The following is a 23,863-nucleotide window of genomic DNA, read 5'->3' on the forward strand; positions in this document are numbered from 1 at the left end:
GATGAACACCCAATACCGCAAGAACCTGCCGGGCACCGTGCTGGATTACTTCGACACGCGCGAAGCGGTCGACGCCATCGAGCCGGGCGCGTACGCCAAGCTGCCGTACACCTCGCGCGTGCTGGCCGAGCAATTGGTGCGCCGCTGCGACCCGGCCATGCTCACCGATTCCCTCAAGCAACTGATCGAACGCAAACGCGACCTCGACTTCCCTTGGTACCCGGCGCGCGTTGTGTGCCACGACATTCTTGGCCAGACCGCCCTGGTGGACCTGGCCGGTCTGCGTGACGCAATCGCCGACATGGGCGGCGACCCGGCCAAGGTCAACCCGGTGGTGCCGACGCAACTGATCGTCGACCACTCGTTGGCCGTGGAATTCGCCGGCTTCGACCCGGACGCGTTCGAGAAGAACCGGGCCGTGGAAGAGCGTCGCAACGAGGACCGTTTTCACTTTATTGAGTGGACCAAAACCGCGTTCAAGAACGTCGACGTGATCCCGGCCGGCAACGGCATCATGCACCAGATCAACCTGGAGAAAATGAGCCCGGTGATCCAGGCGCGCGATGGCGTGGCGTACCCCGACACCTGCGTCGGCACCGACAGCCACACCCCGCACGTCGATGCCTTGGGCGTGATCGCCATCGGCGTTGGCGGCCTGGAAGCGGAAACCGTGATGCTTGGCCGCGCCTCGATGATGCGTCTGCCGGATATCGTCGGCGTCGAGCTGACCGGCAAACGCCAGCCCGGCATTACTGCCACTGACATCGTGTTGGCGATTACCGAGTTCCTGCGCAAGGAGCGCGTGGTTGGCGCCTATGTGGAATTCTTCGGCGAAGGCGCCAACAGCCTGTCCATCGGCGACCGCGCGACCATCTCGAACATGTGCCCCGAATACGGCGCCACCGCCTCGATGTTCTACATCGACCAGCAAACCATCGATTACTTGGTGCTGACCGGCCGCGAGCCGCAGCAAGTGGCGTTGGTTGAGCAGTACGCCAAGCTCACCGGCCTGTGGGCCGACGCGCTGGAAACGGCCGAGTACGAGCGGGTGCTGAGCTTCGATTTGTCCAGCGTAGTGCGCAACATGGCCGGCCCCAGCAACCCGCACAAACGCCTGCCCACCAGCGCCTTGCAGGAACGCGGCATTGCCGGCGACGCCATGCTGGCGGCGGCCAAGGGCGAAGAAGCCGAGGGCAAGTTGCCTGACGGCGCGGTGATCATTGCCGCCATCACCAGTTGCACCAACACCTCGAACCCGCGCAACGTCGTCGCCGCCGGCTTGGTCGCGAAGAAAGCCAACGCCTTGGGTCTGCAACGCAAACCGTGGGTGAAAACCTCGTTTGCGCCGGGCTCGAAAGTGGCCAAGTTGTACCTGGAAGAAGCCGGTTTGCTCAGCGAACTTGAGCAGTTGGGCTTTGGCATCGTGGCGTATGCGTGCACCACCTGTAACGGCATGTCCGGCGCGCTGGACCCGGTGATTCAGCAAGAAATCATCGACCGCGACCTGTACGCCACCGCCGTGTTGTCGGGCAACCGCAACTTCGACGGGCGCATTCACCCGTACGCCAAACAAGCGTTCCTGGCCTCGCCGCCGTTGGTGGTGGCGTACGCCATCGCCGGCACCGTGCGCTTCGACATTGAACAGGACGTGCTCGGCCATGACGCCGCCGGCAACGCCATCACGCTCAAAGACCTGTGGCCAAGCGACGAGGAAATCGACGCCTTGGTGGCCTCGTCGGTGAAGCCGGAGCAGTTCAAGCAGATCTACATTCCGATGTTCGACCTGGGCACGGTGGAGGAGGCGGCCAGTCCGCTGTACGACTGGCGCCCGCAGTCCACCTATATTCGCCGTCCGCCGTATTGGGAAGGCGCCCTGGCCGGCGAGCGCAGCCTGACCGGCATGCGCCCGTTGGCGGTGTTGCCGGACAACATCACCACCGATCACCTGTCGCCATCCAACGCCATTCTGTTGGACAGCGCCGCCGGCGAGTACCTGGCGAAAATGGGCTTGCCGGAAGAGGACTTCAACTCTTACGCCACGCACCGCGGCGACCACCTGACCGCCCAGCGCGCCACCTTTGCCAACCCGCAGTTGGTCAACGAAATGGCCGTGGTGGACGGGCAGGTGAAGAAGGGCTCGCTGACGCGCATCGAGCCGGACGGCAAGGTCACGCGCATGTGGGAAGCCATCGAAACCTACATGGAGCGCAAGCAGCCGCTGATTATCGTGGCCGGCGCCGACTACGGTCAGGGCTCGTCCCGCGACTGGGCCGCCAAAGGCGTGCGTCTGGCTGGCGTGGAAGCGATTGCCGCTGAAGGCTTCGAGCGTATTCACCGCACCAACCTGGTGGGCATGGGCGTTTTGCCGCTGGAGTTCAAACCCGGCACCAACCGCCTGACCCTGGGGCTGGACGGCACCGAGGTGTACGACGTGATTGGCGAGCGCACCCCGCGCGCCACGCTGACCCTGGTCATTACCCGGAAAAACGGCGAACGCCTGGAAGTGCCGATGACCTGCCGCCTGGATACGGCCGAAGAAGTGTCGGTGTACGAGGCGGGCGGCGTGTTGCAGCGTTTCGCCAAGGACTTCCTGGAAGCGACGGTGGCGTGAAAAAACGCTAGCTCCCTCTCCCTCTGGGAGAGGGTTGGGGTGAGGGTTTGGTGGACGTCATCCCTCATCCGCCCTTCGGGCACCTTCTCCCTGAGGGAGAAGGGATGCTCCAACGATCGAGGACACAGTTCATGCCTCACCCAGCACAAATCAAAATCCCCGCCACCTATATGCGTGGCGGCACCAGTAAAGGCGTGTTCTTCCGCCTGCAAGATTTACCGGAAAGCTGCCAGGTGCCGGGCACGGCCCGTGACCGTCTGTTTATGCGCGTGATCGGCAGCCCCGACCCGTACGCCGCGCAAATCGACGGCATGGGCGGCGCCACGTCGAGTACCAGCAAGTGCGTGATTCTGTCGAAAAGCACGCAGCCGGATCACGACGTTGATTACCTGTACGGCCAGGTTTCCATCGACAAAGCGTTCGTCGACTGGAGCGGCAATTGCGGCAACCTTTCCACCGGCGCCGGCGCGTTTGCGCTGCACGCCGGCTTGGTCGACCCCGCGCGCATCCCCGAGAACGGCGTGTGCGTGGTGCGGATCTGGCAGGCCAATATCCAGAAAACCATCATCGCCCACGTGCCGGTCAGCAACGGCCAGGTTCAGGAGAGCGGCGACTTCGAGCTGGACGGCGTGACCTTTCCCGCTGCGGAAATCGTGCTGGAGTTTCTCGACCCATCTGACGATGGCGAGGCGGGCGGCTCGATGTTTCCCACGGGCAACCTGGTCGACGATTTGGAAGTGGCGGGTATCGGCACCTTCAAGGCGACGATGATCACGGCCGGTATTCCCACGGTGTTCGTGAATGCCGAGGACATCGGCTACACCGGCACCGAGCTGCGTGAAGACATCAACACCAACCCCGCGGCGCTTGAGCGCTTCGAAGCCATTCGTGTGGCCGGCGCGCTGCGCATGGGCCTGATCAAAACGCCCGAAGAAGCCCTGACTCGCCAGCACACGCCCAAGGTGGCGTTTGTTGCCAAAGCGCAGGACTACCGCGCTTCGAGCGGCAAAACCGTGGCCAAGGGCGAGGTCGATTTGCTGGTGCGCGCGCTGTCCATGGGCAAGTTGCACCACGCCATGATGGGCACGGCGGCAGTGGCCATTGGCACGGCGGCATCGATCCCCGGCACCTTAGTCAACCTGGCGGCAGGCGGCGGTGAGCGCACGGCGGTGCGCTTTGGGCATCCGTCCGGCACCTTGCGCGTCGGCGCCGAGGCGCAGCAGGTGAACGGCGAGTGGGTGGTGAAGAAAGCCATCATGAGCCGCAGTGCGCGGGTGTTGATGGAAGGGTGGGTGCGGGTGCCGGCGGGGAGCTTCTGATTTGCGTGGAGGCCGGCCCTCTCCCCCAGCCCCTCTCGCCTGCCCGGCCGGCTTAGCGGGCGAGGGGAGCTTGAGCGCGGTGGCGGGCTTATTTCCGATCGGCTTTCAGTCCCCTCGCCCCAGCGGGGAGAGGGTTAGGGAGAGGGGGAGGCTGCGAGCACGATCAATGGTGCGTAGTGCTCAACAACACCCCACTGGCGCCCATAAAAAACGCCCCGGTGGTTTTGTTCAGGCGCCGCGCCCCTGTTGGAGTCTTGATCAGCCGGCGAATCTGCCGCCCGAACAGGCCGTACACCATGGAGGCCACGAACTCGGCCAACAGGTACGTGCCGCCCAGGTACACAAATTGTTCGGTGGTGGGCAAATCGGGTTTGATGAACTGCGGGAAGATGGCCGCGAACAGCAAAATGGCTTTGGGGTTACTGATGCCGACGAGAAACTCCTGAAGCATCAGGCGCGTCACACTTCTGCCGCCAGCCGCGCCCTCTGCTACGCTGCTTTCAGCCAGATCCAGACCGCTGAATTCACGGCTGCGCCAGGCGCGAATGCCGAGGTAAAGCAGGTAAGCCGCGCCCAGCCATTTCAAAACGGTGAACGCGGTTTCCGACGCCAGCAACATGGCACCCAGGCCAACGGCGGAAATGGCCAGGAAGATCGCGTAGGCCACATTGCGGCCAACCGTGGCGGCAACGGCAGTGCCGACGCCGTGACGAATACCGTTATTGAGCGCGCAGAAATTGTTGGGCCCCGGCGTGAGGGCAATCGCTACGGCGATCGGTGCAAACAACAAGCAGTCCATTAGCGTCATCGAATGTGCACCTTTTTCGCTGTAGCGGGTCTGTTTCAGCGGCGTCTATTTCAAGCGCCGCTCAACGCCTTTTTCCACCAGGATTTTGGCGGAGATTTCTTCCACGGAAAAATGCGTGGAATTGATGTACGGAATGTTTTCCCGGCGCAGCAGTTGTTCGACTTCACGCACTTCGAACTCGCACTGGGCAAAACTGGCGTAACGGCTGTTGGGCTTGCGTTCGTTGCGAATGGCGGTCAAGCGGTCGGGGTCGATGGTCAGGCCGAACAGCTTGTCTTTGTACTGCTTGAGCGCGTTGGGTAATTGCAGGCGCTCCATGTCGTCTTCGGTCAGCGGGTAGTTGGCTGCACGAATGCCATATTGCAGTGCCATATATAGGCAGGTTGGGGTTTTACCGCAGCGCGAGACACCGACCAGAATCAGGTCGGCCTTGTCGTAGTAATGCGTGCGGGCGCCATCGTCGTTGTCGAGGGCGAAGTTCACCGCCTCGATACGCTCCATGTAATTGGAGTTGTGGCTGATGGAATGGGACTTGCCCACCGAATAGGACGAATGTGACGTCAGTTCCTGTTCGAGGGGAGCGAGAAAGGTCGAGAAGATGTCGATCATGAAGCCATCGGACTTGGCGAGAATATCGCGGATGTCCTGGTTGACGATGGTGTCGAAAATGATCGGGCGAACGCCGTCTTTCTCAGCCGCATTATTGATTTGTTGTACCATCGCCCGCGCTTTTTCTACGGTGTCGATGTAGGGGCGCGTGAGCTTGTGGAACGTGATGTTCTCGAACTGCGCCAGCAGGCTTTGGCCAAGCGTTTCGGCCGTGATGCCGGTGCCGTCGGAGATGAAGAAAGCGGTTCGTTTCATTTGCACCGAGGGCCTTAAGCTAAGGATGATTCTTGGCTATCATAGGCCCCATTTGATCGAAGCCATGCCGGTTGGCATTGTTACTTATTTTCCAGGGCCAGGCCACCGTCACAGGGAGCGGCACCAAGGTGCGGCAAAGCGTGAGAGTAAATAGGGTCTGAGCTAGTCCAACACCGTTAGTGGAGAGATCACCTTGGCTGAATACGTAGTTTCCCTCGATAAGCTCGGCGTCCATGATGTGGAGCACGTGGGGGGCAAGAACGCATCCCTCGGCGAAATGATCAGTAACCTCGCAGGCGCTGGCGTCTCGGTCCCCGGTGGTTTCGCAACCACTGCCCAAGCCTACCGTGATTTCCTCGAACTGAGCGGCCTCAACGCCCAGATCCACGCCGCGCTCGACGCGCTGGATGTCGATGACGTCAATGCCCTGGCCAAAACCGGTGCGCAGATCCGTCAATGGATCATGGAAGCCGAATTCCCTGAACGCTTGAACACCGAAATTCGCCAAGCCTTCGCAGTCATGGCCAACGGCAACGAAAACATGGCCGTCGCCGTGCGCTCGTCGGCCACCGCCGAAGACTTGCCAGACGCCTCGTTCGCTGGCCAGCAAGAAACCTTCCTGAACATTCGTGGCGTGGAAAACGTAATCCGCGCCGCCAAGGAAGTGTTTGCCTCGCTGTTCAACGACCGCGCCATTTCCTACCGCGTGCACCAAGGCTTCGATCACAAGCTGGTGGCGTTGTCGGCTGGCGTTCAGCGCATGGTGCGTTCGGAAACCGGCACCGCTGGCGTGTTGTTCACCCTGGATACCGAGTCGGGCTTCCGTGACGTGGTGTTCATCACCGGCGCCTACGGCCTCGGCGAAACCGTGGTGCAAGGCGCGGTGAACCCGGACGAATTCTACGTTCACAAGAAAACCCTGGAAGAAGGCCGCCCGGCGATCCTGCGTCGCAACCTGGGCAGCAAAGCCATCAAGATGATTTATGGCGACGAAGCCAAGGCCGGCAAGTCGGTGAAAACCGTTGATGTCGACCGCGCTGACCGCGCCCGTTTCTGCCTGAGCGATGCCGAAGTCACCGAGCTGGCCAAGCAGGCGATCATCATCGAAAAACACTACGGTCGCCCGATGGACATCGAGTGGGCCAAAGACGGCGACGACGGCAAGCTGTACATCGTTCAAGCGCGTCCGGAAACCGTAAAAAGCCGCACCACCGCCAACGTGATGGAGCGCTACCTGCTTAAAGAAACCGGCAAAGTGCTGGTGGAAGGCCGTGCCATTGGCCAGAAGATCGGCGCCGGTAAAGTGCGCGTGATCAACGATATCGCCGAGATGGACAAGGTTCAGCCGGGCGACGTGCTGGTTTCCGACATGACCGACCCGGACTGGGAACCGGTCATGAAGCGCGCCAGCGCCATCGTCACCAACCGTGGCGGCCGTACCTGCCACGCCGCGATCATCGCCCGTGAGCTGGGTATTCCGGCAGTGGTCGGTTGCGGTAACGCCACGCAAGTGCTGGTCGATGGCCAGGGCGTGACCGTGTCGTGCGCTGAAGGCGATACCGGCTTTATTTTCGAAGGCGAACTGGGTTTCGACATTCGCACCAACTCCGTCGATGCCATGCCTGATCTGCCGTTCAAAATCATGATGAACGTCGGCAACCCGGACCGCGCGTTTGACTTTGCCCAGTTGCCTAACGCTGGTGTCGGCCTGGCGCGTCTGGAATTCATCATCAACCGTATGATCGGCGTGCACCCCAAGGCGCTGCTGAACTACGAAGGCTTGCCAGCAGACATCAAAGACAGCGTCGACAAACGCATCGCCGGTTACGACGATCCGGTTGGCTTCTATGTCGAGAAACTGGTCGAGGGCATCAGCACCTTGGCCGCGGCGTTCTGGCCGAAGAAAGTCATCGTGCGGTTGTCGGACTTCAAGTCCAACGAATACGCCAACCTCATCGGCGGCAAGCTGTACGAGCCGGAAGAAGAAAACCCAATGCTGGGCTTCCGTGGCGCGTCGCGTTACATCAGCGAAGCGTTCCGTGACTGCTTCGAACTGGAATGCCGTGCACTGAAAAAAGTGCGCAACGAGATGGGCCTGACCAACGTCGAGATCATGGTGCCGTTCGTTCGCACCCTGGGCGAAGCGAGCCAGGTTATCGACTTGCTGGCGGCCAACGGCCTGGCTCGTGGCCAAGATGGCCTGCGCATCATCATGATGTGCGAACTGCCATCCAACGCCATTCTGGCTGACGAATTCCTGGAATTCTTCGACGGCTTCTCCATCGGCTCCAACGACCTGACTCAGCTGACGCTGGGCCTGGACCGTGACTCCGGCATCATCGCTCACCTGTTTGACGAGCGTAATCCGGCGGTCAAGAAGCTGCTGTCCAACGCTATTCAAGCGTGCAACAAGGCCGGCAAGTACATCGGCATTTGCGGTCAGGGCCCTTCGGACCACCCCGATCTGGCCAAATGGCTGATGGAGCAAGGCATTGAAAGCGTGTCGTTGAACCCGGACTCCGTGCTGGAAACCTGGTTCTTCCTGGCGGAAGGTCAACAGGCCTAAGGTCCCGTTGGGTTTCGCGATGCTCACAGCTGAGCACCGCAAAGCCCAACAAGAAACACAAAAAACAAAAGAAGGGCGGGGCTATTTCCCGCCCTTTTTTCTGCAAGTTTTCCTGTCAGTCGATCCGCATGCAAAGTAGCAGTGAACTGTTTCCCGTAGCCTTGATGAGCGCCGAGTTTCGTGGCGATCTCAGCGAGGATGTTTATCGCCTCAAACCCTCAAACAGCCCGGACTTCAGCGTCGAGCTGGCGCTGACCCGCTTGGGCATGGCTGACCACGGTGAAGACCGGGGCGTGCCGGTCATTCTGATTCCGGGCAGCTTTTCCAACCGCCGCTTCTGGTATTCGCCCAAGTGCATTGGCTTGGGGCCGTATCTGGCGCGCGCCGGATTCGACGTGTGGATTGCCGAAATGCGTGGCCACGGCTTGTCGCCACGCAACCTCGACTACAACAACAACACGGTGGCCGACTACGCGCGTTACGACTTGCCGGCCATTGCCGCTTTCGTGCGCGAGCAGAGCGGGCAGGCGCCTCACTGGATTGGCCATTCGCTGGGTGGCATTACCTTGGCCGCCGCACTGGGTGGGCATTACCTGAGCGAAGACGACGTGGCGTCGGTGGCGCTATTCGGCAGCCAGGTCAGCCGCGTTTACTGGCCGCTGAAAATTCCGCCAGTGGAGTGGGGCGCACGCTTGCTGCTCAAGGGCGTTTCGGTGATTTCTGGTTCGCGCCTCAAGCGCGGCCCGGAGGACGAGCCGGTTGGCTTAATGCGCGAGAGCCTGCGCTGGCACCGCCTGTTTGGCCGTTTTGGCGAAGGCAAGAAAAACGACTGGTGGAAAGGGCTGGCCGAGGTCAACGTGCCCGTATTGGTAGTAACTGCCGACGGCGATGAGCAAGACCCGGCGTGGGGCTGCCGCAAGTTGCTGGAACAATTCGGCTCCGAGCAGCGCTGCTTTGTTTGCTTAGGCAAACGGCAGGGGTTCAGTGATGACTTCGGGCACGTCGAGATGCTGGTCAGCAAACAGGCACAGGCCGAGGTCTGGCCGCTGGCCGAGCACTGGTTGCGCAATTTGCGCCTTCCCGCTGCGTTGGAACCTGAAGAAGCGCCTGCGCCGAGCGTTTCTTCGTTGCAGTGACACGGCTAAGATGGCGCCGTATCCAAATTTGAGTCAGCGGTTTCCAGAACCTAACCAGGAGTTTTCCCATGCAATACGTCACTCCCGATTTGTGCGATGCCTACCCCGAGTTAGTGCAAGTGGTTGAGCCAATGTTCAGCAACTTCGGCGGCCGCGACTCGTTTGGCGGCGAAATCGTCACCATCAAGTGCTTCGAAGACAACTCACTGGTAAAGGATCAGGTCGACCTGAACGGCAAGGGGAAAGTGCTGGTTGTGGACGGTGGCGGTTCGCTGCGCCGTGCATTGCTGGGCGACATGCTCGCGGAAAAGGCGGCGAAAAATGGCTGGGAAGGCTTGGTCATTTATGGCTGCATCCGTGATGTCGACGTCATTGCGCAAACCGAGCTGGGCGTGCAGGCCTTGGCAACCCACCCGATGAAAACCGACAAGCGCGGCATTGGCGACCTCAACGTGGTCGTGACCTTCGGCGGCGTCACCTTCCGCCCGGGCGAGTACGTGTACGCCGATAACAACGGCATAATCGTTTCTGCGCAACCGCTCAGCATGCCGTCCTGATACGGCCATAAGACCCGGCGCAAGTCGGGTTTTTCTTTTAGGTGTCGTGCCGCAGTAATAAAGAAGGAATGCCGAGGGAATGCACGAGGAAGACAACGCCCAATGGGGGCTGGTGCACGCGTTTGTGCTGGACGGCGAGGGTGGTGCGCGCGCCATTACGCGCCAGCAGCTCGACGTTATTCAGCTTGAGCCGGCTGAAAGTCTTTGGCTGCATTGGGATCGCGGTCACCCGCAGACCCACGCCTGGCTTCGCACCGACAGTGGCCTGAACGAATTCAGCTGCGATTTGCTGCTGGAGGAGAACACGCGGCCACGTCTGCTTCCCTTGCCTAACGACGAACTGCTGCTATTTCTACGTGGCGTCAATTTGAACCCGGGCGCCGAGCCGGAAGACATGGTGTCGGTGCGAATTTTCGCCGCCGCCCAGCGCGTGATCTCGTTGCGACTGCGGCCGTTGCATGCAACCGAAGATCTGATCGCCGAACTTGATGCCGGAAAAGGACCGAAAAGCGCCTCGGAACTGATGCTGTATATCGCACAACACATGACCGGCAAGGTCGACGCGCTGGTGATGGACCTGTCCGAGCTAGTCGATGCGCAGGAAGAGCGCGCCGACGCGGATGAGCGTTTCACGCCGGAGCATGGGCAAATGCTGCATATCCGTCGTCGCGCCGCCGGTTTGCGGCGATTCCTCGCGCCGCAGCGTGACATCTATGCGCAACTGACCCGCAATAAACTGCCGTGGTTTTGCAGCGATGATGCGGATTACTGGAACGAGCTGAACAACCTGCTTACTCGCTACCTCGAAGAGCTCGAACTGATTCGCGAGCGGGTAGGGCTGGTGCTGGAAACCGAGAGCCGGCGCATGAGCGAGCGGATGAACCGCACTATGTACCGCTTTGGCATCATCACCGGTATTTTCCTGCCGATGAGTTTTCTTACCGGGCTGCTGGGCATCAATGTCGGCGGCATCCCGGGGTCCGAAAGCCCGTATGGTTTTCTTCTGGCGTGTTTGCTAATGGCATCGGTCGCGCTGGGACAATGGTGGCTTTTTCGCCGATTACGTTGGGTTTGATGTGACCCGGCAAAAATAGCCCGCGTCTAGCCCTGAGAAATCCTGAGGTGCGCATGCACGATCCATTCGAACAATCCCTGCGAGATTTGCTCAAGTCCTCGGCCACCAGCCACGACGATGACGCAACCCTGGGCCGCGTGTTGAAAACCGCCAATAGACAAGTGGGCGCCGGCGACCTGTTCGGCCTCATGGGGCGTTGCCTCGAAGCGCTGATGATCGCCGTGAACAAAGGCTCTGATCATGTCGCGCCGGTATCGCGCCGCACTTCCTCCGCTCGTATGACCAAGAAGGCTGACTGAACATGGAACTCGATCTCTGGACCCAAAGCCTGAAAGAGGCAATGGCTGCGCTGTGGACCAAGGTTGCAGTGTTCATTCCCAACCTGTTCGTGGCGCTGATCCTGGTGCTGCTGGGGTTTGTGGTCGCCAAGCTGCTCGACACCTTGCTGTCGAAACTGCTCGGCAAAGTGGGCCTGGATCGCTTGATGGCAGGCACTGGCCTGACCAAGCTGATTGGCCGTGCAGGCATTCAAGTGCCAGTGTCGGCGCTGATCGGCAAGATCGTTTACTGGTTTGTGCTGCTCGTTTTTCTGGTTTCGGCCGCTGAATCGCTGGGGCTGCAGCGGGTATCGGCAACCCTGGATGTGCTGGCGCTGTACCTGCCAAAAGTGTTTGGCGCGGCACTGGTGCTGGTGATTGGTATTTTGCTGGCGCAACTGGTCAGTGGTCTGGTGCGCAGTGCAGCGGATGGCGTGGGTCTGGATTACGCCAATGGCCTGGCCCGCATCGCTCAGGGCCTGGTCATTATCCTCAGCATCTCGGTCGCTATCGGCCAGCTCGAAGTCAAAACTGATTTGCTCAACAACGTGATCGCAATCGTGCTGATCTCGGTTGGCCTGGCTGTGGCACTGGCGCTGGGCCTGGGCAGTCGTGACATCGCTGCGCAGATACTCGCCGGTATCTATGTGCGAGAGCTGTATGAGGTGGGGCAGCAGTTGAAAGTGGGTGAGGTGGAAGGGCAGATCGAGGAAATCGGTACGGTGAAAACCACCCTGCTGACGGATGACGGCGAGCTGGTTTCGCTGTCCAATCGCGAAATCCTTGAGCAACGGGTGAGCAGTCGCTAACGCGCCAATCCCTGCTAATGTATGCCGCCATCCTGAACTGCCTGAGGTTCAGGGCCTTGGCGGCTATCCACCAGACTGCCGGCCCGACTCGTTTTGAATAAAGCTCAATCGCTATCGTCCCGTTATGACCCCCGCGAGCTCTCGGATGAAGAGCTGGTGGCGCGTGCGCATGTGGAGTTGTTCCACATTACGCGGGCATATGAAGAGCTGATGCGTCGTTACCAGCGAACCCTATTTAACGTGTGTGCCCGTTATCTCGGAAACGACAGGGATGCCGACGACGTCTGTCAAGAAGTAATGTTGAAAGTTTTATATGGGTTGAAGAATTTCGAAGGCAAGTCAAAGTTCAAGACTTGGCTTTACAGCATTACCTACAACGAGTGCATTACCCAGTACCGTAAAGAACGTCGAAAAAGGCGTTTGTTGGACGCTTTAAGTTTGGATTCTTTGGAAGAAGCTTCCGAAGAAAAAGCGCCCATTGCCCAAGAACCGGGCGGTCTGGACCGTTGGCTAGTCCATGTAAACCCCATAGACAGGGAGATTCTGGTGCTCCGATTTGTTGCCGAACTGGAGTTTCAGGAAATCGCCGACATCATGCATATGGGCTTGAGCGCAACCAAGATGCGTTATAAAAGAGCGCTCGACCGGTTGCGGGAAAAATTTTCCGGCGTTACCGAAACTTAGTTAGGTGAAATACCTCTAACCGACCAGGCGATTGCTGTTAGAATCGCCGCCTGAGTTGTCTTGCGTTTGTCAGACAACTTACTGACCACCAAGATAGGGATTTACGGATGAAATTTAAAAACACCTTAGGCGTTGTTATCGGCTCGCTGATCGCTGCTTCCTCTCTTCAGGCGTTGGCCCAAGGCCAAGGTGCAGTAGAAATCGAAGGCTTCGCGAAAAAAGAAATGTTCGACAGCGCTCGTGACTTCAAAAACAACGGCAACCTCTTCGGCGGTTCCGTTGGTTACTTCCTGACCGACGACGTTGAACTGCGTCTGGGCTACGACGAAGTTCACAACGCTCGCAGCGATGACGGCCGCAACATCAAAGGCTCGAACACCGCTCTGGACGCGCTGTACCACTTCAACGCTCCTGGCGACATGCTGCGTCCGTACGTTTCGGCCGGCTTCTCCGACCAGAGCATTGGCCAGAACGGCAATGGCGGTCGTAACGGCTCCACCTTCGCCAACCTGGGCGGCGGTGCCAAGGTGTATTTCACCGAGAACTTCTACGCCCGTGCTGGCGTTGAAGCTCAATACAACATCGACCAAGGCGACACCGAGTGGGCGCCAAGCGTTGGTATCGGCGTTAACTTCGGCGGCGGCAAGAAAGCAGCTGAGCCTGTAGCCGCTGCTGCTGCTCCAGAAGTTTGCTCGGACAGCGACAACGACGGCGTTTGCGATAACGTTGACAAGTGCCCAGGCACTGCTGCCAACGTAACTGTTGACGCTGATGGCTGCCCAGCCGTTGCTGAAGTTGTTCGCGTTGAACTGGACGTGAAATTCGACTTCGACAAGTCGAAAGTCAAAGAAGAAAGCTATGGCGACATCAAAAACCTGGCTGACTTCATGAACCAGTACCCAGCGACTTCCACCACTGTTGAAGGTCACACTGACTCCGTTGGTACTGACGCTTACAACCAAAAACTGTCCGAGCGTCGTGCTAACGCCGTTCGTGAAGTTCTGGTTAACCAGTACGGTGTAGGTGGCGAGCGCGTTAACGCTGTTGGCTACGGCGAGTCCAAGCCGGTTGCTGACAACGCTACCGAAGCTGGCCGCGCTGTTAACCGTCGCGTAGAAGCTGAAGTTGAAGCCCAAGCTAAGTAATTAGCACGGTGTTTCAGAAAAGCCCGGCTTAGGCCGGGCTTTTCTTTGCCTGCGATTCGGTGCGCTGGTTGTCGGCACGGTATGCTCTGGTCTTTCTTTACTTAAATAGGAGCTGCGCAAGTGGCGAAATTGCGTCTCTTACTATTAGCAAGTTGCGCGTTGCTGCTGGTAGCCAGTTGCGCCTCTCGCGTGGCTATCGCGCCGCAAGTGCGCGCATTGCCGGAGCGGGTTGAGCTGAACGCTGTGCCGTTTTTCGCTGAAACCGCATTCGAGGGTGTGCCGGGCGCGGTGGCAGAAATGCTGTCGCAGCAAGGTGTCGTCACCACGCCTGGTTTAGTGGCGAAGAAAATGCACTTGCCCGGCCAGGAATCAGCGGTCGAGAAGAATTTGACTCGTCTGGTTAATGGGTATGGGTTGCTGGTGTATCCGCTATCGCCCGGCTTGGCCGATTTACTGGAGCAAGTCTCTGCCGGGTTTCCGGTGTTGGTTCGTATAGATGACGGCAGCTTTGTTTCGTCGCCCCGTTATGCCGTGGTGGTGGGGTATGACCGGGTCAAGCAGCGCTTGTTGCTGCGATCCGGCATGAATCGCCGTTTTTTGATGAGTTTTAAAAGCTTTCAGTCGGCTTGGAGCGAAGCCGGCAACTGGGCAATTCTGACTCAGGCGCCGGCACAGCTGCCGGCAAATGTGGATCGTCAGCGCTGGACGAATGCCGCATCGCAGCTTGAGCAGGCCGGGCAGAAGCTGGCAGCCACCAACGCGTATGAAGCGTTGAAAGGGGCGCGGCACTGAAATACGCGACGCAAAAAAACGGCGCCCTGATAGGCGCCGTTCTTTGTTGTGCTGAGTTAAAAGCCCAGTTTGTCGCGCAAGCTGTAATACCAGGCGCCCATGGCGGTGAAGGGCACGCGCATCAGCTCGCCGCCCGGGAACGGATAATGAGGAAGTCCGGCGAATGCGTCGAAGCGTTCGGCTTGACCCCGCAGTGACTCGGCCAAAATCTTGCCGGCCAGGTGGGTGTAGGTAACGCCGTGGCCGCTGCAACCCTGGGAGTAATAGATGTTGTCGCCGAGGCGGCCAACTTGAGGAAGGCGCGACAGGGTTAGCAGGAAGTTGCCTGTCCAGGCGTAATCAATCTTCACGTCTTTAAGCTGTGGGAAGGTTTTGATCAGCTTGGGTCGAATGATGGCTTCGATGTTGGCCGGGTCACGAGCGCCGTATACCACGCCGCCGCCGAAGATCAGGCGCTTGTCGCCACTGAGGCGGTAGTAGTCGAGCAGGTAGTTGCAGTCTTCAACGCAGTAGTCCTGCGGAAGCAGGCTCTTGGCAACTTCATCGCTCAAGGGTTCCGTGGTAAGGACTTGCGTGCCGCAAGGCATCGACTTCGCCGACAACTCGGGGACCAGATTGCCAAGATAAGCGTTGCCCGCAACCACAATGAACTTAGCCTTCACTCGACCTTGTGGCGTGTGCACCACTGGGTTGGCGCCGCGCTCAATGCGGGTGGCAGGGGTTTGTTCATAAATGATGCCGCCTAGGGATTCGACCGCAGCTGCTTCGCCGAGCGCCAGGTTTAGCGGGTGGATGTGGCCGCCGCTCATGTCGAGCATGCCGCCGATATAGTTCTCGGTATTTACCACTTCGCGGATGCGCGCGCCGTCCATCAGCTCAAGCTGGGTATGGCCGTAGCGCTCCCACAGCTTCTTCTGCGATTCCAGATGACCCATCTGCTTTTTGGTGATGGCAGCGAAAACACCGCCGTCTTTCAAGTCGCATTGAATGTTGTAAGTGGCGATGCGCTCGCGAATGATGCGGCCGCCTTCAAAGGCCATTTGGCCGAGGAGCTGAGCTTGTTTGGCGCCGACGGTGCGCTCGATTACATCGATGTCGCGGCTGTAACTGTTAACGATCTGGCCGCCGTTGCGGCCCGATGCGCCAAAACCCACTTTCGCGGCTTCGACGATGGTGACTTTGAAACCGTGTTCGAGGAGGAAGAGGGCAGTTGAAAGGCCGGTGTATCCGGCACCTACTACACAGACATCGGTTTCTACGTCGCCTACCAATTCGGGTCTGGCGGGAGCGGCATTGGCCGATGCGGCGTAGTAAGACTGCGGATAAGGAGTGTGTGCCATCTTGCAACCTCTGTTTTATATTTTTTACGAACCGGGCGATCCTACCTGAGTTAAAAATGCCCGGCTAGCCTCCGTGCAAAATATAAAACGCCTTGGTAAACAGTAAAAAATACGTTTATTCAGGTAGTTAGGGAGAAAAGAGTTGACTCTTTTACCTGTCTCCGTAGAATGCGCCTCCATTGCAGGCACGTAGCTCAGTTGGTTAGAGCACCACCTTGACATGGTGGGGGTCGTTGGTTCGAGTCCAATCGTGCCTACCAAACATAAAGGGTCACTTAGGTGACCCTTTTTTATTGGGCGCTTGTCAGGGCTTCGGCTTTCTGAAAGCATCCAACGTCCACAAATCCCCAGTGACTGCGGTTCGGTCAGGTTGCCTTATGGCTCCTGCCACTGTGAGGCGGGTACACCGCCGAATCGCGTACTGGCTCATCCCAACCCATGTGACCTTTGGTAGGGGTCACCACTAGGAGAGGAAGCGCCATGCCTGTTATTACTCTTCCCGACGGCAGTCAGCGTTCGTTCGATCACCCGGTTTCCGTAGCCGAGGTTGCTCAATCCATTGGTGCAGGACTGGCGAAGGCCACCGTGGCCGGCAAGGTCAACGGCACGCTGGTCGACGCCTGCGACCTCATTAGCAGCGACGCCGCCCTGCAGATCATCACGCCGAAAGACGAAGAGGGGCTCGAAATCATTCGCCACTCTTGCGCGCATTTGGTGGGGCATGCCGTCAAGCAGCTGTATCCGACTGCCCGTATGGTGATCGGTCCGGTAATTGATGAAGGCTTCTATTACGACATCGCCTATGAGCGTCCTTTTACGCTCGACGATCTTTCGGCAATCGAAGCGCGCATGCACCAACTGATCGATACCGAATACGACGTGGTCAAGAAAATGACCCCGCGTGCCGAAGTAATCGCCGAATTCACCGCGCGCGGGGAAGAGTACAAACTGCGGTTGGTTGAGGACATGCCTGATACCCAGGAAATGGGGCTCTACTACCACCAGGAATACCTCGACATGTGCCGCGGCCCGCACGTGCCGAACACGCGTTTCCTTAAAGCATTCAAACTGACTAAATTGTCCGGTGCGTACTGGCGCGGCGACGCGAAGAACGAGCAATTGCAACGTGTGTATGGCACAGCCTGGGCTGATAAGAAGCAGTTGGCCGCATATGTTCAACGTATCGAAGAAGCTGAAAAGCGTGATCACCGGAAGATTGGTAAGCGCCTGAACCTGTTTCACACCCAGGAAGAAGCGCCAGGCATGGTGTTTTGGCATCCTAACGGCTGGACGCTTTACCAAGTGCTTGAGCAGTACATGCGCCAGGTCCAGCGCGAGAACGGTTACCTCGAAATCAAGACGCCGCAGGTTGTTGATCGCAGTCTCTGGGAGAAATCCGGGCATTGGGCGAACTACGCGGAAAATATGTTCACGACCGAATCGGAAAGTCGTGACTACGCCATCAAGCCAATGAACTGCCCGTGCCACGTCCAGGTGTTTAATCAGGGGCTGAAAAGCTACCGCGAGCTGCCGATGCGTCTGGCAGAGTTCGGCGCTTGCCACCGCAACGAGCCTTCGGGTGCGCTGCACGGCATCATGCGCGTTCGAGCGTTTACCCAGGACGATGCGCATATCTTCTGCACTGAAGAGCAAATGCAGGCGGAATCTGCTGCGTTCATTAAGTTGACGCTCGATGTTTATGCAGACTTTGGGTTCACCGATATCCAGCTCAAGCTGTCGACGCGTCCGGAAAAACGCGTGGGTTCGGATGAGCTGTGGGACCGCGCTGAGTCAGCATTGGCCTCGGCTCTTGAAAGTGCAGGACTGCCTTACGATTTGCAGCCGGGTGAGGGGGCGTTCTACGGCCCGAAAATCGAGTTTTCGCTGAAAGACTGCCTTGGGCGCGTTTGGCAATGTGGCACCTTACAGCTTGATTTCAATTTGCCGGTTCGCCTTGGTGCCGAGTTCGTGAGCGAAGACAACAGTCGCAAACACCCGGTTATGCTTCACCGGGCGATCCTGGGTTCATTCGAGCGCTTTATCGGGATGTTGATCGAGCACTATGAGGGTGCATTCCCGGCTTGGCTGGCTCCAACGCAAGCTGTAATTTTGAATATCACTGACAAACAGGGTGATTTTGCGCTTGAGGTTGAAAAAACGCTCCATCAAAGCGGGTTCCGTGCCAAGTCTGACTTGAGAAACGAAAAAATCGGCTTTAAAATCCGCGAGCATACTTTGCTCAAGGTTCCTTATCTCTTAGTTATCGGAGATCGGGAAGTTGAAACGCAAACTGTCGCTGTGCGTACGCGAGAAGGCGCTGATCTGGGCTCCATGCCAGTCGCCCAATTCGCAGCATTTCTTACGCAAGCGGTTTCCCGGCGTGGTCGCCAAGATTCGGAGTAATTATTATTAAGCGTGAAATGAGACAAGATAAACGAGCTGCACCGAAAGCCCCGATCAACGAGAATATCTCGGCACGCGAGGTTCGGTTAATTGGCGCTGACGGCGAGCAAATTGGCATCGTCTCGATTGATGAAGCGCTTAGAATCGCTGAAGAATCCAAGCTGGACCTGGTAGAGATTTCCGCTGATGCGGTTCCACCCGTCTGCCGCGTAATGGATTACGGCAAATCGATCTTCGAAAAGAAGAAGCAGATTGCCGCAGCGAAGAAAAACCAGAAGCAGATTCAGGTTAAAGAAATCAAGTTTCGTCCAGGGACGGAAGAAGGGGATTACCAGGTAAAACTACGCAACCTGGTACGTTTCCTTAGTGATGGGGACAGGGCCAAGGTTTCATTGCGATTCCGCGGTCGTGAGATGGCGCATCAGGAGCTGGGCATGGAGTTGTTGAAGCGGGTTGAAGGTGACCTCGCTGAATACGGCACCGTTGAGCAGCACCCGAAGATGGAAGGACGCCAACTTATCATGGTCATCGCCCCCAAAAAGAAGAAATAACCACCAGGGCACGGCAGGCCTTGCGGTTATGTTTATCAACTGAATGCGGAGTATCCGAACATGCCAAAAATGAAAACTAAAAGCGGTGCAGCTAAACGTTTCTTGAAAACCGCTACCGGTTTCAAGCACAAGCACGCTTTCAAGAGCCACATCCTGACCAAAATGTCGACCAAGCGTAAGCGTCATCTGCGCGGCAGCACCATGGTGCATCCGTCTGACGTGGCAAAGGTCGCGCGCATGCTGCGCGTTCGTTAATTTCGGTCAAGAATTAGAGGAAGTTACTCATGGCTCGTGTTAAGCGTGGCGTTGTTGCTCGCCGTCGTCACAAAAAAATTCTGAAACTCGCTAAAGGCTACTATGGCGCACGCTCACGCGTGTTCCGCGTTGCCAAGCAAGCGGTAATCAAGGCAGGCCAATACGCCTACCGCGACCGTCGTCAGAAAAAACGTCAATTCCGTGCTCTGTGGATCGCCCGTATCAACGCTGGCGCCCGCATCAACGGTTTGTCCTACAGCCGTTTCATCGCTGGCTTGAAAAAGGCAGCGATTGAGATCGACCGTAAGGTTTTGGCTGATCTGGCAGTGAACGAAAAAGCGGCGTTTGCTGCGATTGTCGAGAAAGCGAAAGCCGTTCTGGCTTAAGTCCCCGACAATCACCGGGCTCGCCCGGTGCTAAACGTCACCAATAGGGGAAGAGCCTTTAAGCTCTTCCCCTATTTCGTATCTGGAGTCTGTAAATGGAAAACCTGGATGCGCTGGTCTCTCAAGCACTAGAGGCCGTTCAGCGCGCAGAAGACGTCAATGCCCTGGAGCAGATCCGGGTTTTGTATCTCGGCAAGAAAGGCGAATTGACTCAGGTGATGAAAAGCCTGGGGAATATGTCTGCAGAGGATCGTCCCAAGGTCGGTGCGCTGATCAACGCCGCCAAGGATCGCGTTCAAGACTCGCTCAACAGTCGCAAGGATTTGCTCGAGCAAGCCGCGCTGAGCGCCAAGCTTGCAGCCGAATTTATCGACGTAACTTTGCCAGGCCGCGGTCAGTCCTCTGGAGGGCTACACCCTGTCACGCGCACGCTTGAGCGCATTGAGCAATTCTTCACCCATATTGGCTATGGCATTGCCGAAGGTCCTGAGGTCGAAGACGACTACCATAATTTCGAGGCGCTCAACATTCCCGGCCATCACCCGGCGCGGGCAATGCATGACACCTTCTACTTCAACGCCAACATGTTGCTGCGCACTCACACCTCTCCTGTCCAGGTGCGCACCATGGAATCCCAGCAGCCACCAATTCGCATCGTCTGCCCAGGCCGCGTTTACCGTTGCGACTCCGATATCACGCACTCGCCGATGTTCCACCAGGTTGAAGGGCTGCTGGTCGATCAGGACATTAGCTTCGCCGACCTGAAAGGTACGATCGAAGAGTTCCTGCGAGTGTTTTTCGAGAAAGACTTGGGCGTGCGTTTCCGTCCCTCTTTCTTCCCGTTCACCGAGCCATCCGCTGAAGTCGACATGCAATGCGTGATGTGCAGCGGTAAAGGTTGCCGTGTGTGTAAACAAACCGGCTGGCTCGAGGTTATGGGCTGCGGCATGGTTCACCCGAATGTGTTGCGCATGTCCGGCATCGACCCCGAGAAATATCAGGGCTTCGCGTTTGGTATGGGTGTTGAACGTCTGGCCATGCTGCGTTATGGCGTTAACGACTTGCGTCTGTTCTTCGACAACGACCTGCGATTCCTCGCGCAATTTCGCTAGGTCGCTTGCCCGTTAACGTTTTCTAGGAGAAGAGCAGAATGAAATTCAGCGAACAGTGGCTGCGTAGTTGGGTAAATCCGTCGGTTTCCCGTGATGAGTTAGTAGCGCGTCTATCCATGGCCGGGCTTGAGGTCGACAGCGTTTCGTTGGTCGCCGGCGTATTTAGTGGTGTTGTGGTTGGCGAGGTCCTTAGCGCCGAGCAGCATCCAGACGCTGACAAGCTTCGCGTCTGCCAGGTCAGCAATGGCGCAGAGACGTTTCAAGTCGTGTGTGGCGCGCCTAATGTGCGAGCAGGACTGAAAGTGCCTTTCGCCATGATTGGCGCCGAGCTGCCGAAAGATTTCAAAATCAAAAAAGCCAAGCTGCGAGGCGTCGAGTCTTACGGCATGCTCTGCTCTGCTTCTGAGTTGCAAATCAGCGATGACAGCAGCGGTCTGATGGAGCTGGCAGCTGATGCGCCGGTTGGCCAAGACGTGCGCGCCTACCTCGGTTTGGACGACGCCAGTATAGAAGTCGATCTCACGCCCAACCGCGGCGACTGCTTGTCGCTTGCCGGATTGGCGCGGGAAGTCGGCGCGTTGTACGACACACCCGTCAGTCGTCCTGCAGTCGCGCCTGTTTCAGCTGTTCACGAACAGACGATCCCCGTCGAGGTTTCTGCTGTAAAAGCCTGTCCGCGGTACCTCGGCCGCGTTATCCGAAATGTTGACCTGAGCAAGCCGACGCCGCTCTGGATGGTTGAGCGCCTGCGTCGCTCCGATGTTCGCAGCATTGATGCTGCCGTAGACATCACAAACTACGTGATGTTGGAACTCGGACAGCCGATGCACGCGTTCGATTTGAACGAGCTCCAGGGCGGAATTCGGGTACGTATGGCCGAGGAGGGCGAAAAGCTGGTTCTTCTGGACGGTCAGGAAGTAACGCTGCGAGCTGACACTCTAGTCATTGCCGATCACGAGCGCGCGTTGGCGATTGCTGGTGTTATGGGTGGCGAGCACAGTGGCGTCGCAACCAGTACGCGCGATCTGTTCCTGGAGAGCGCGTTCTTCGACACGATCGCCGTTGCCGGTAAGGCGCGGTCCTATGGTTTGCACACCGATGCCTCGCATCGCTTTGAGCGCGGCGTCGATTGGAACCTTGCCCGTGAGGCGATGGAGCGCGCTACGGGTCTGCTGCTTGAGATAGTCGGCGGGGAGCCAGGCCCGATCATCGAGGTTGTCAGCAGCGAACAATTGCCAACTACGGCAAGCGTCACGCTTCGTGCTGAGCGCGTGAATCAGATGCTTGGCATGGAAATGGATGCCGGCGAGATCGAGCGCCTGCTGACGGCGTTGGGCTTGCAGGTGAGCAATTCAGCAGCGGGGCAGTGGTCCGTAGTCGTTCCGAGTCATCGTTTCGACATTAGTCTCGAAGTTGACCTGATCGAAGAGTTGGGGCGTCTGTATGGTTACAACCGTCTTCCGGTTCGCTACCCGCAAGCGCGCCTGGCGCCACAACCTAAAGCCGAGGCAAGAGCCGAACTGCCGGCGCTGCGTCGGTTGTTAGTGGCTCGCGGTTATCAGGAAGCGATCACCTACAGCTTCATCGATCCTCAGCAGTTCGCATTGTTCACTCCCGGCGTAGAGCCTCTGATGTTGGCCAACCCCATCTCTTCGGATATGGCAGCAATGCGTTCCTCGCTGTGGCCAGGTTTGGTCAAAGCTGTTCAGCACAACCTGAATCGTCAGCAAACACGTGTCCGTTTGTTCGAAAGTGGCTTGCGTTTCGTGGGGCAGCTTGACGGCTTGAGGCAAGAGGCCATGTTGTCTGGCGTAATTTGCGGCTCGCGTCTGGCCGAAGGGTGGGCCCACGGTCGTGATACGGTCGATTTCTATGATGTGAAAGCTGACGTTGAAGCACTGCTGGGCTTCTCGGGCGCGCAACGTGCGTTCAGTTTTGTTGCGGGCGAGCATCCGGCGCTGCATCCAGGCCAGACCGCGCGAGTTGAGCGAGATGGCCAATTGGTTGGTTATGTCGGTGCGCTTCATCCTGAGTTGGCGAAAACCCTCGGCATTGATCAAGCGCTTTTCCTGTTCGAGCTGGTGTTGGCTGAAGTTGCGCAGGGCCTTTTGCCCAAATTCCACGAGCTTTCGAGGTTCCCTGAAGTGCGCCGCGATCTGGCACTTTTGGTTGACCAAAGCATCGCTGCCGATGCGGTACTCGGCGCAATTCGCGAGGCGGCGGGCGAGTATCTGACGGACCTCAAGCTATTTGATGTGTATCACGGTAAAGGTATTGATCCGCATAGAAAAAGCTTGGCCGTCGGCTTGACCTGGCAACATCCATCGCGCACTCTTAATGATGAAGAGGTGAGCACTACAACTCAGAATATCCTCGCCTCGCTTGAAGAAAGGTTCAACGCCACGTTAAGGAAGTAGCGTATGGGGGCTCTGACGAAAGCTGAAATGGCCGAACGTCTGTACGAAGAGCTAGGCCTGAATAAACGGGAAGCCAAGGAATTGGTGGAGCTGTTTTTCGAGGAAATCCGTCAGGCGCTAGAGCTTAATGAGCAAGTGAAATTGTCCGGTTTCGGCAATTTCGACTTGCGCGATAAGCGTCAGCGACCTGGCAGGAACCCGAAAACAGGGGAAGAAATCCCAATCACGGCAAGACGCGTGGTCACATTCCGCCCCGGGCAAAAATTAAAAGCCAGAGTTGAGGCTTATGCTGGAACCAAGTCATAACGACGAGTTACCGCCCATACCCGGCAAGCGCTACTTCACTATTGGTGAAGTGAGCGAGCTGTGTGCGGTAAAGCCGCATGTGTTGCGTTACTGGGAGCAGGAATTTACTCAGCTCAACCCGATAAAGCGACGCGGTAATCGCCGGTACTATCAGCGTCAGGATGTGCTGATGATTCGGCAGATTCGGGCTCTTTTGTACGAGCAAGGCTTCACAATCGGAGGGGCGCGGCAGCGGTTGTCTGGAGATGAAGCTAAGGACGACACTACTCAGTACAAGCAGCTGATCCGCCAGATGATTGTAGAGTTGGAAGAGGTCTTGTTGGTGTTGCGCAAATAATAGAGTTCGCTAGAAAACTTCCACATTTCAAAAGCTTAGTGTATAGTCCATCCCGCTTTCGGGCGGTTGGGAA

22 protein-coding genes and 1 tRNA gene are annotated in these 23,863 nt (G+C 57.9%); 20 read left to right on the forward strand and 3 right to left on the reverse strand.

Annotated elements, in window-relative coordinates; all coding sequences use genetic code 11:
* Window position 1 precedes the first annotated feature (1 nt).
* The gene (gene acnD / locus AC0IW7_RS20275; protein ID WP_471820466.1) at window positions 2-2,611 is read left to right on the forward strand and encodes a Fe/S-dependent 2-methylisocitrate dehydratase AcnD; all 2,610 of its coding nucleotides are present in this window, start codon (window positions 2-4) and stop codon (window positions 2,609-2,611) included.
* Window positions 2,612-2,742: 131 nt separating this feature from the next.
* Window positions 2,743-3,930: a 2-methylaconitate cis-trans isomerase PrpF gene (gene prpF, locus AC0IW7_RS20280; RefSeq protein WP_471820393.1), complete on the forward strand. Its 1,188-nt coding sequence runs from the start codon at window positions 2,743-2,745 to the stop codon at window positions 3,928-3,930.
* A 163-nt stretch (window positions 3,931-4,093) separates the two neighbouring features.
* Here prpF and AC0IW7_RS20285 read toward each other — a convergent pair whose 3' ends face one another.
* Both AC0IW7_RS20285 and ppsR read right to left on the reverse strand, forming a co-directional pair.
* The gene (locus tag AC0IW7_RS20285; protein ID WP_471820394.1) at window positions 4,094-4,738 is read right to left on the reverse strand and encodes a LysE family translocator; all 645 of its coding nucleotides are present in this window, start codon (window positions 4,736-4,738) and stop codon (window positions 4,094-4,096) included.
* 45 nt (window positions 4,739-4,783) lie between these two features.
* On the reverse strand, window positions 4,784-5,602 hold the full coding sequence (ppsR, locus tag AC0IW7_RS20290; protein WP_110618553.1) for a posphoenolpyruvate synthetase regulatory kinase/phosphorylase PpsR: 819 nt from the start codon (window positions 5,600-5,602) through the stop codon (window positions 4,784-4,786).
* Window positions 5,603-5,795: 193 nt separating this feature from the next.
* Between ppsR and ppsA the strand changes: the two genes are divergently transcribed.
* The 9 genes from ppsA (at window position 5,796) to AC0IW7_RS20335 (ending at window position 14,683) form a co-directional block, all read left to right on the forward strand.
* Window positions 5,796-8,168: a phosphoenolpyruvate synthase gene (gene ppsA, locus AC0IW7_RS20295; RefSeq protein ID WP_471820396.1), complete on the forward strand. Its 2,373-nt coding sequence runs from the start codon at window positions 5,796-5,798 to the stop codon at window positions 8,166-8,168.
* Between the two features lie 128 nt (window positions 8,169-8,296).
* Entirely contained in the window at window positions 8,297-9,304 is a 1,008-nt protein-coding gene (locus AC0IW7_RS20300; protein WP_471820398.1) for an alpha/beta fold hydrolase, read from the forward strand.
* Window positions 9,305-9,372: 68 nt separating this feature from the next.
* Window positions 9,373-9,861, forward strand: a complete 489-nt coding sequence (gene rraA, locus AC0IW7_RS20305) for a ribonuclease E activity regulator RraA (protein WP_471820400.1) — start codon at window positions 9,373-9,375, stop codon at window positions 9,859-9,861.
* A gap of 79 nt (window positions 9,862-9,940) precedes the next feature.
* Entirely contained in the window at window positions 9,941-10,936 is a 996-nt protein-coding gene (locus tag AC0IW7_RS20310) for a zinc transporter ZntB (RefSeq protein ID WP_471820401.1), read from the forward strand.
* Window positions 10,937-10,989: 53 nt separating this feature from the next.
* Window positions 10,990-11,235 (forward strand): CrfX protein, encoded by a 246-nt coding sequence (locus AC0IW7_RS20315; RefSeq protein ID WP_463382096.1) that lies wholly within the window; start codon window positions 10,990-10,992, stop codon window positions 11,233-11,235.
* A gap of 2 nt (window positions 11,236-11,237) precedes the next feature.
* The gene (locus AC0IW7_RS20320; protein ID WP_122492482.1) at window positions 11,238-12,062 is read left to right on the forward strand and encodes a mechanosensitive ion channel family protein; all 825 of its coding nucleotides are present in this window, start codon (window positions 11,238-11,240) and stop codon (window positions 12,060-12,062) included.
* 93 nt (window positions 12,063-12,155) lie between these two features.
* Window positions 12,156-12,746 carry an RNA polymerase sigma factor SigX gene (gene sigX, locus AC0IW7_RS20325; RefSeq protein WP_471820403.1) on the forward strand — a complete coding sequence of 197 codons (591 nt, stop codon included), beginning with the start codon at window positions 12,156-12,158 and terminating at the stop codon, window positions 12,744-12,746.
* 107 nt (window positions 12,747-12,853) lie between these two features.
* Window positions 12,854-13,891 carry an OmpA family protein gene (locus tag AC0IW7_RS20330; protein ID WP_122492480.1) on the forward strand — a complete coding sequence of 346 codons (1,038 nt, stop codon included), beginning with the start codon at window positions 12,854-12,856 and terminating at the stop codon, window positions 13,889-13,891.
* Between the two features lie 120 nt (window positions 13,892-14,011).
* The gene (locus AC0IW7_RS20335; protein ID WP_471820405.1) at window positions 14,012-14,683 is read left to right on the forward strand and encodes a peptidase C39 family protein; all 672 of its coding nucleotides are present in this window, start codon (window positions 14,012-14,014) and stop codon (window positions 14,681-14,683) included.
* Between the two features lie 56 nt (window positions 14,684-14,739).
* Here the strand turns inward: AC0IW7_RS20335 and AC0IW7_RS20340 are convergent, their stop codons facing one another.
* Window positions 14,740-16,023 carry an NAD(P)/FAD-dependent oxidoreductase gene (locus AC0IW7_RS20340; protein WP_471820407.1) on the reverse strand — a complete coding sequence of 428 codons (1,284 nt, stop codon included), beginning with the start codon at window positions 16,021-16,023 and terminating at the stop codon, window positions 14,740-14,742.
* 183 nt (window positions 16,024-16,206) lie between these two features.
* Between AC0IW7_RS20340 and AC0IW7_RS20345 the strand changes: the two genes are divergently transcribed.
* The 9 genes from AC0IW7_RS20345 (at window position 16,207) to AC0IW7_RS20385 (ending at window position 23,790) form a co-directional block, all read left to right on the forward strand.
* Window positions 16,207-16,283: transfer RNA gene (locus tag AC0IW7_RS20345), tRNA-Val, on the forward strand.
* A gap of 220 nt (window positions 16,284-16,503) precedes the next feature.
* The gene (thrS, locus tag AC0IW7_RS20350) at window positions 16,504-18,426 is read left to right on the forward strand and encodes a threonine--tRNA ligase (protein WP_471820409.1); all 1,923 of its coding nucleotides are present in this window, start codon (window positions 16,504-16,506) and stop codon (window positions 18,424-18,426) included.
* The gene (gene infC / locus AC0IW7_RS20355) at window positions 18,426-18,977 is read left to right on the forward strand and encodes a translation initiation factor IF-3 (protein WP_206000741.1); all 552 of its coding nucleotides are present in this window, start codon (window positions 18,426-18,428) and stop codon (window positions 18,975-18,977) included. Before thrS ends, infC begins: the two co-directional genes overlap by 1 nt.
* Window positions 18,978-19,037: 60 nt before the next feature.
* On the forward strand, window positions 19,038-19,232 hold the full coding sequence (gene rpmI, locus AC0IW7_RS20360) for a 50S ribosomal protein L35 (RefSeq protein WP_042552869.1): 195 nt from the start codon (window positions 19,038-19,040) through the stop codon (window positions 19,230-19,232).
* Between the two features lie 29 nt (window positions 19,233-19,261).
* Window positions 19,262-19,618 (forward strand): 50S ribosomal protein L20, encoded by a 357-nt coding sequence (gene rplT / locus AC0IW7_RS20365; protein WP_108096687.1) that lies wholly within the window; start codon window positions 19,262-19,264, stop codon window positions 19,616-19,618.
* Between the two features lie 95 nt (window positions 19,619-19,713).
* The gene (gene pheS, locus AC0IW7_RS20370) at window positions 19,714-20,730 is read left to right on the forward strand and encodes a phenylalanine--tRNA ligase subunit alpha (RefSeq protein WP_122451698.1); all 1,017 of its coding nucleotides are present in this window, start codon (window positions 19,714-19,716) and stop codon (window positions 20,728-20,730) included.
* Window positions 20,731-20,768: 38 nt separating this feature from the next.
* Complete coding sequence (gene pheT, locus AC0IW7_RS20375; RefSeq protein ID WP_471820411.1) at window positions 20,769-23,147, forward strand: phenylalanine--tRNA ligase subunit beta; 2,379 nt, start codon at window positions 20,769-20,771, stop codon at window positions 23,145-23,147.
* Window positions 23,148-23,150: 3 nt separating this feature from the next.
* The gene (gene ihfA / locus AC0IW7_RS20380) at window positions 23,151-23,453 is read left to right on the forward strand and encodes an integration host factor subunit alpha (protein ID WP_003243414.1); all 303 of its coding nucleotides are present in this window, start codon (window positions 23,151-23,153) and stop codon (window positions 23,451-23,453) included.
* On the forward strand, window positions 23,434-23,790 hold the full coding sequence (locus AC0IW7_RS20385; protein ID WP_122492473.1) for a MerR family transcriptional regulator: 357 nt from the start codon (window positions 23,434-23,436) through the stop codon (window positions 23,788-23,790). The genes ihfA and AC0IW7_RS20385 overlap by 20 nt, the downstream gene beginning before the upstream one ends.
* Window positions 23,791-23,863 lie beyond the last annotated feature (73 nt).

The sequence above is a fragment of the Pseudomonas sp. AC229 genome (assembly GCF_979254655.1).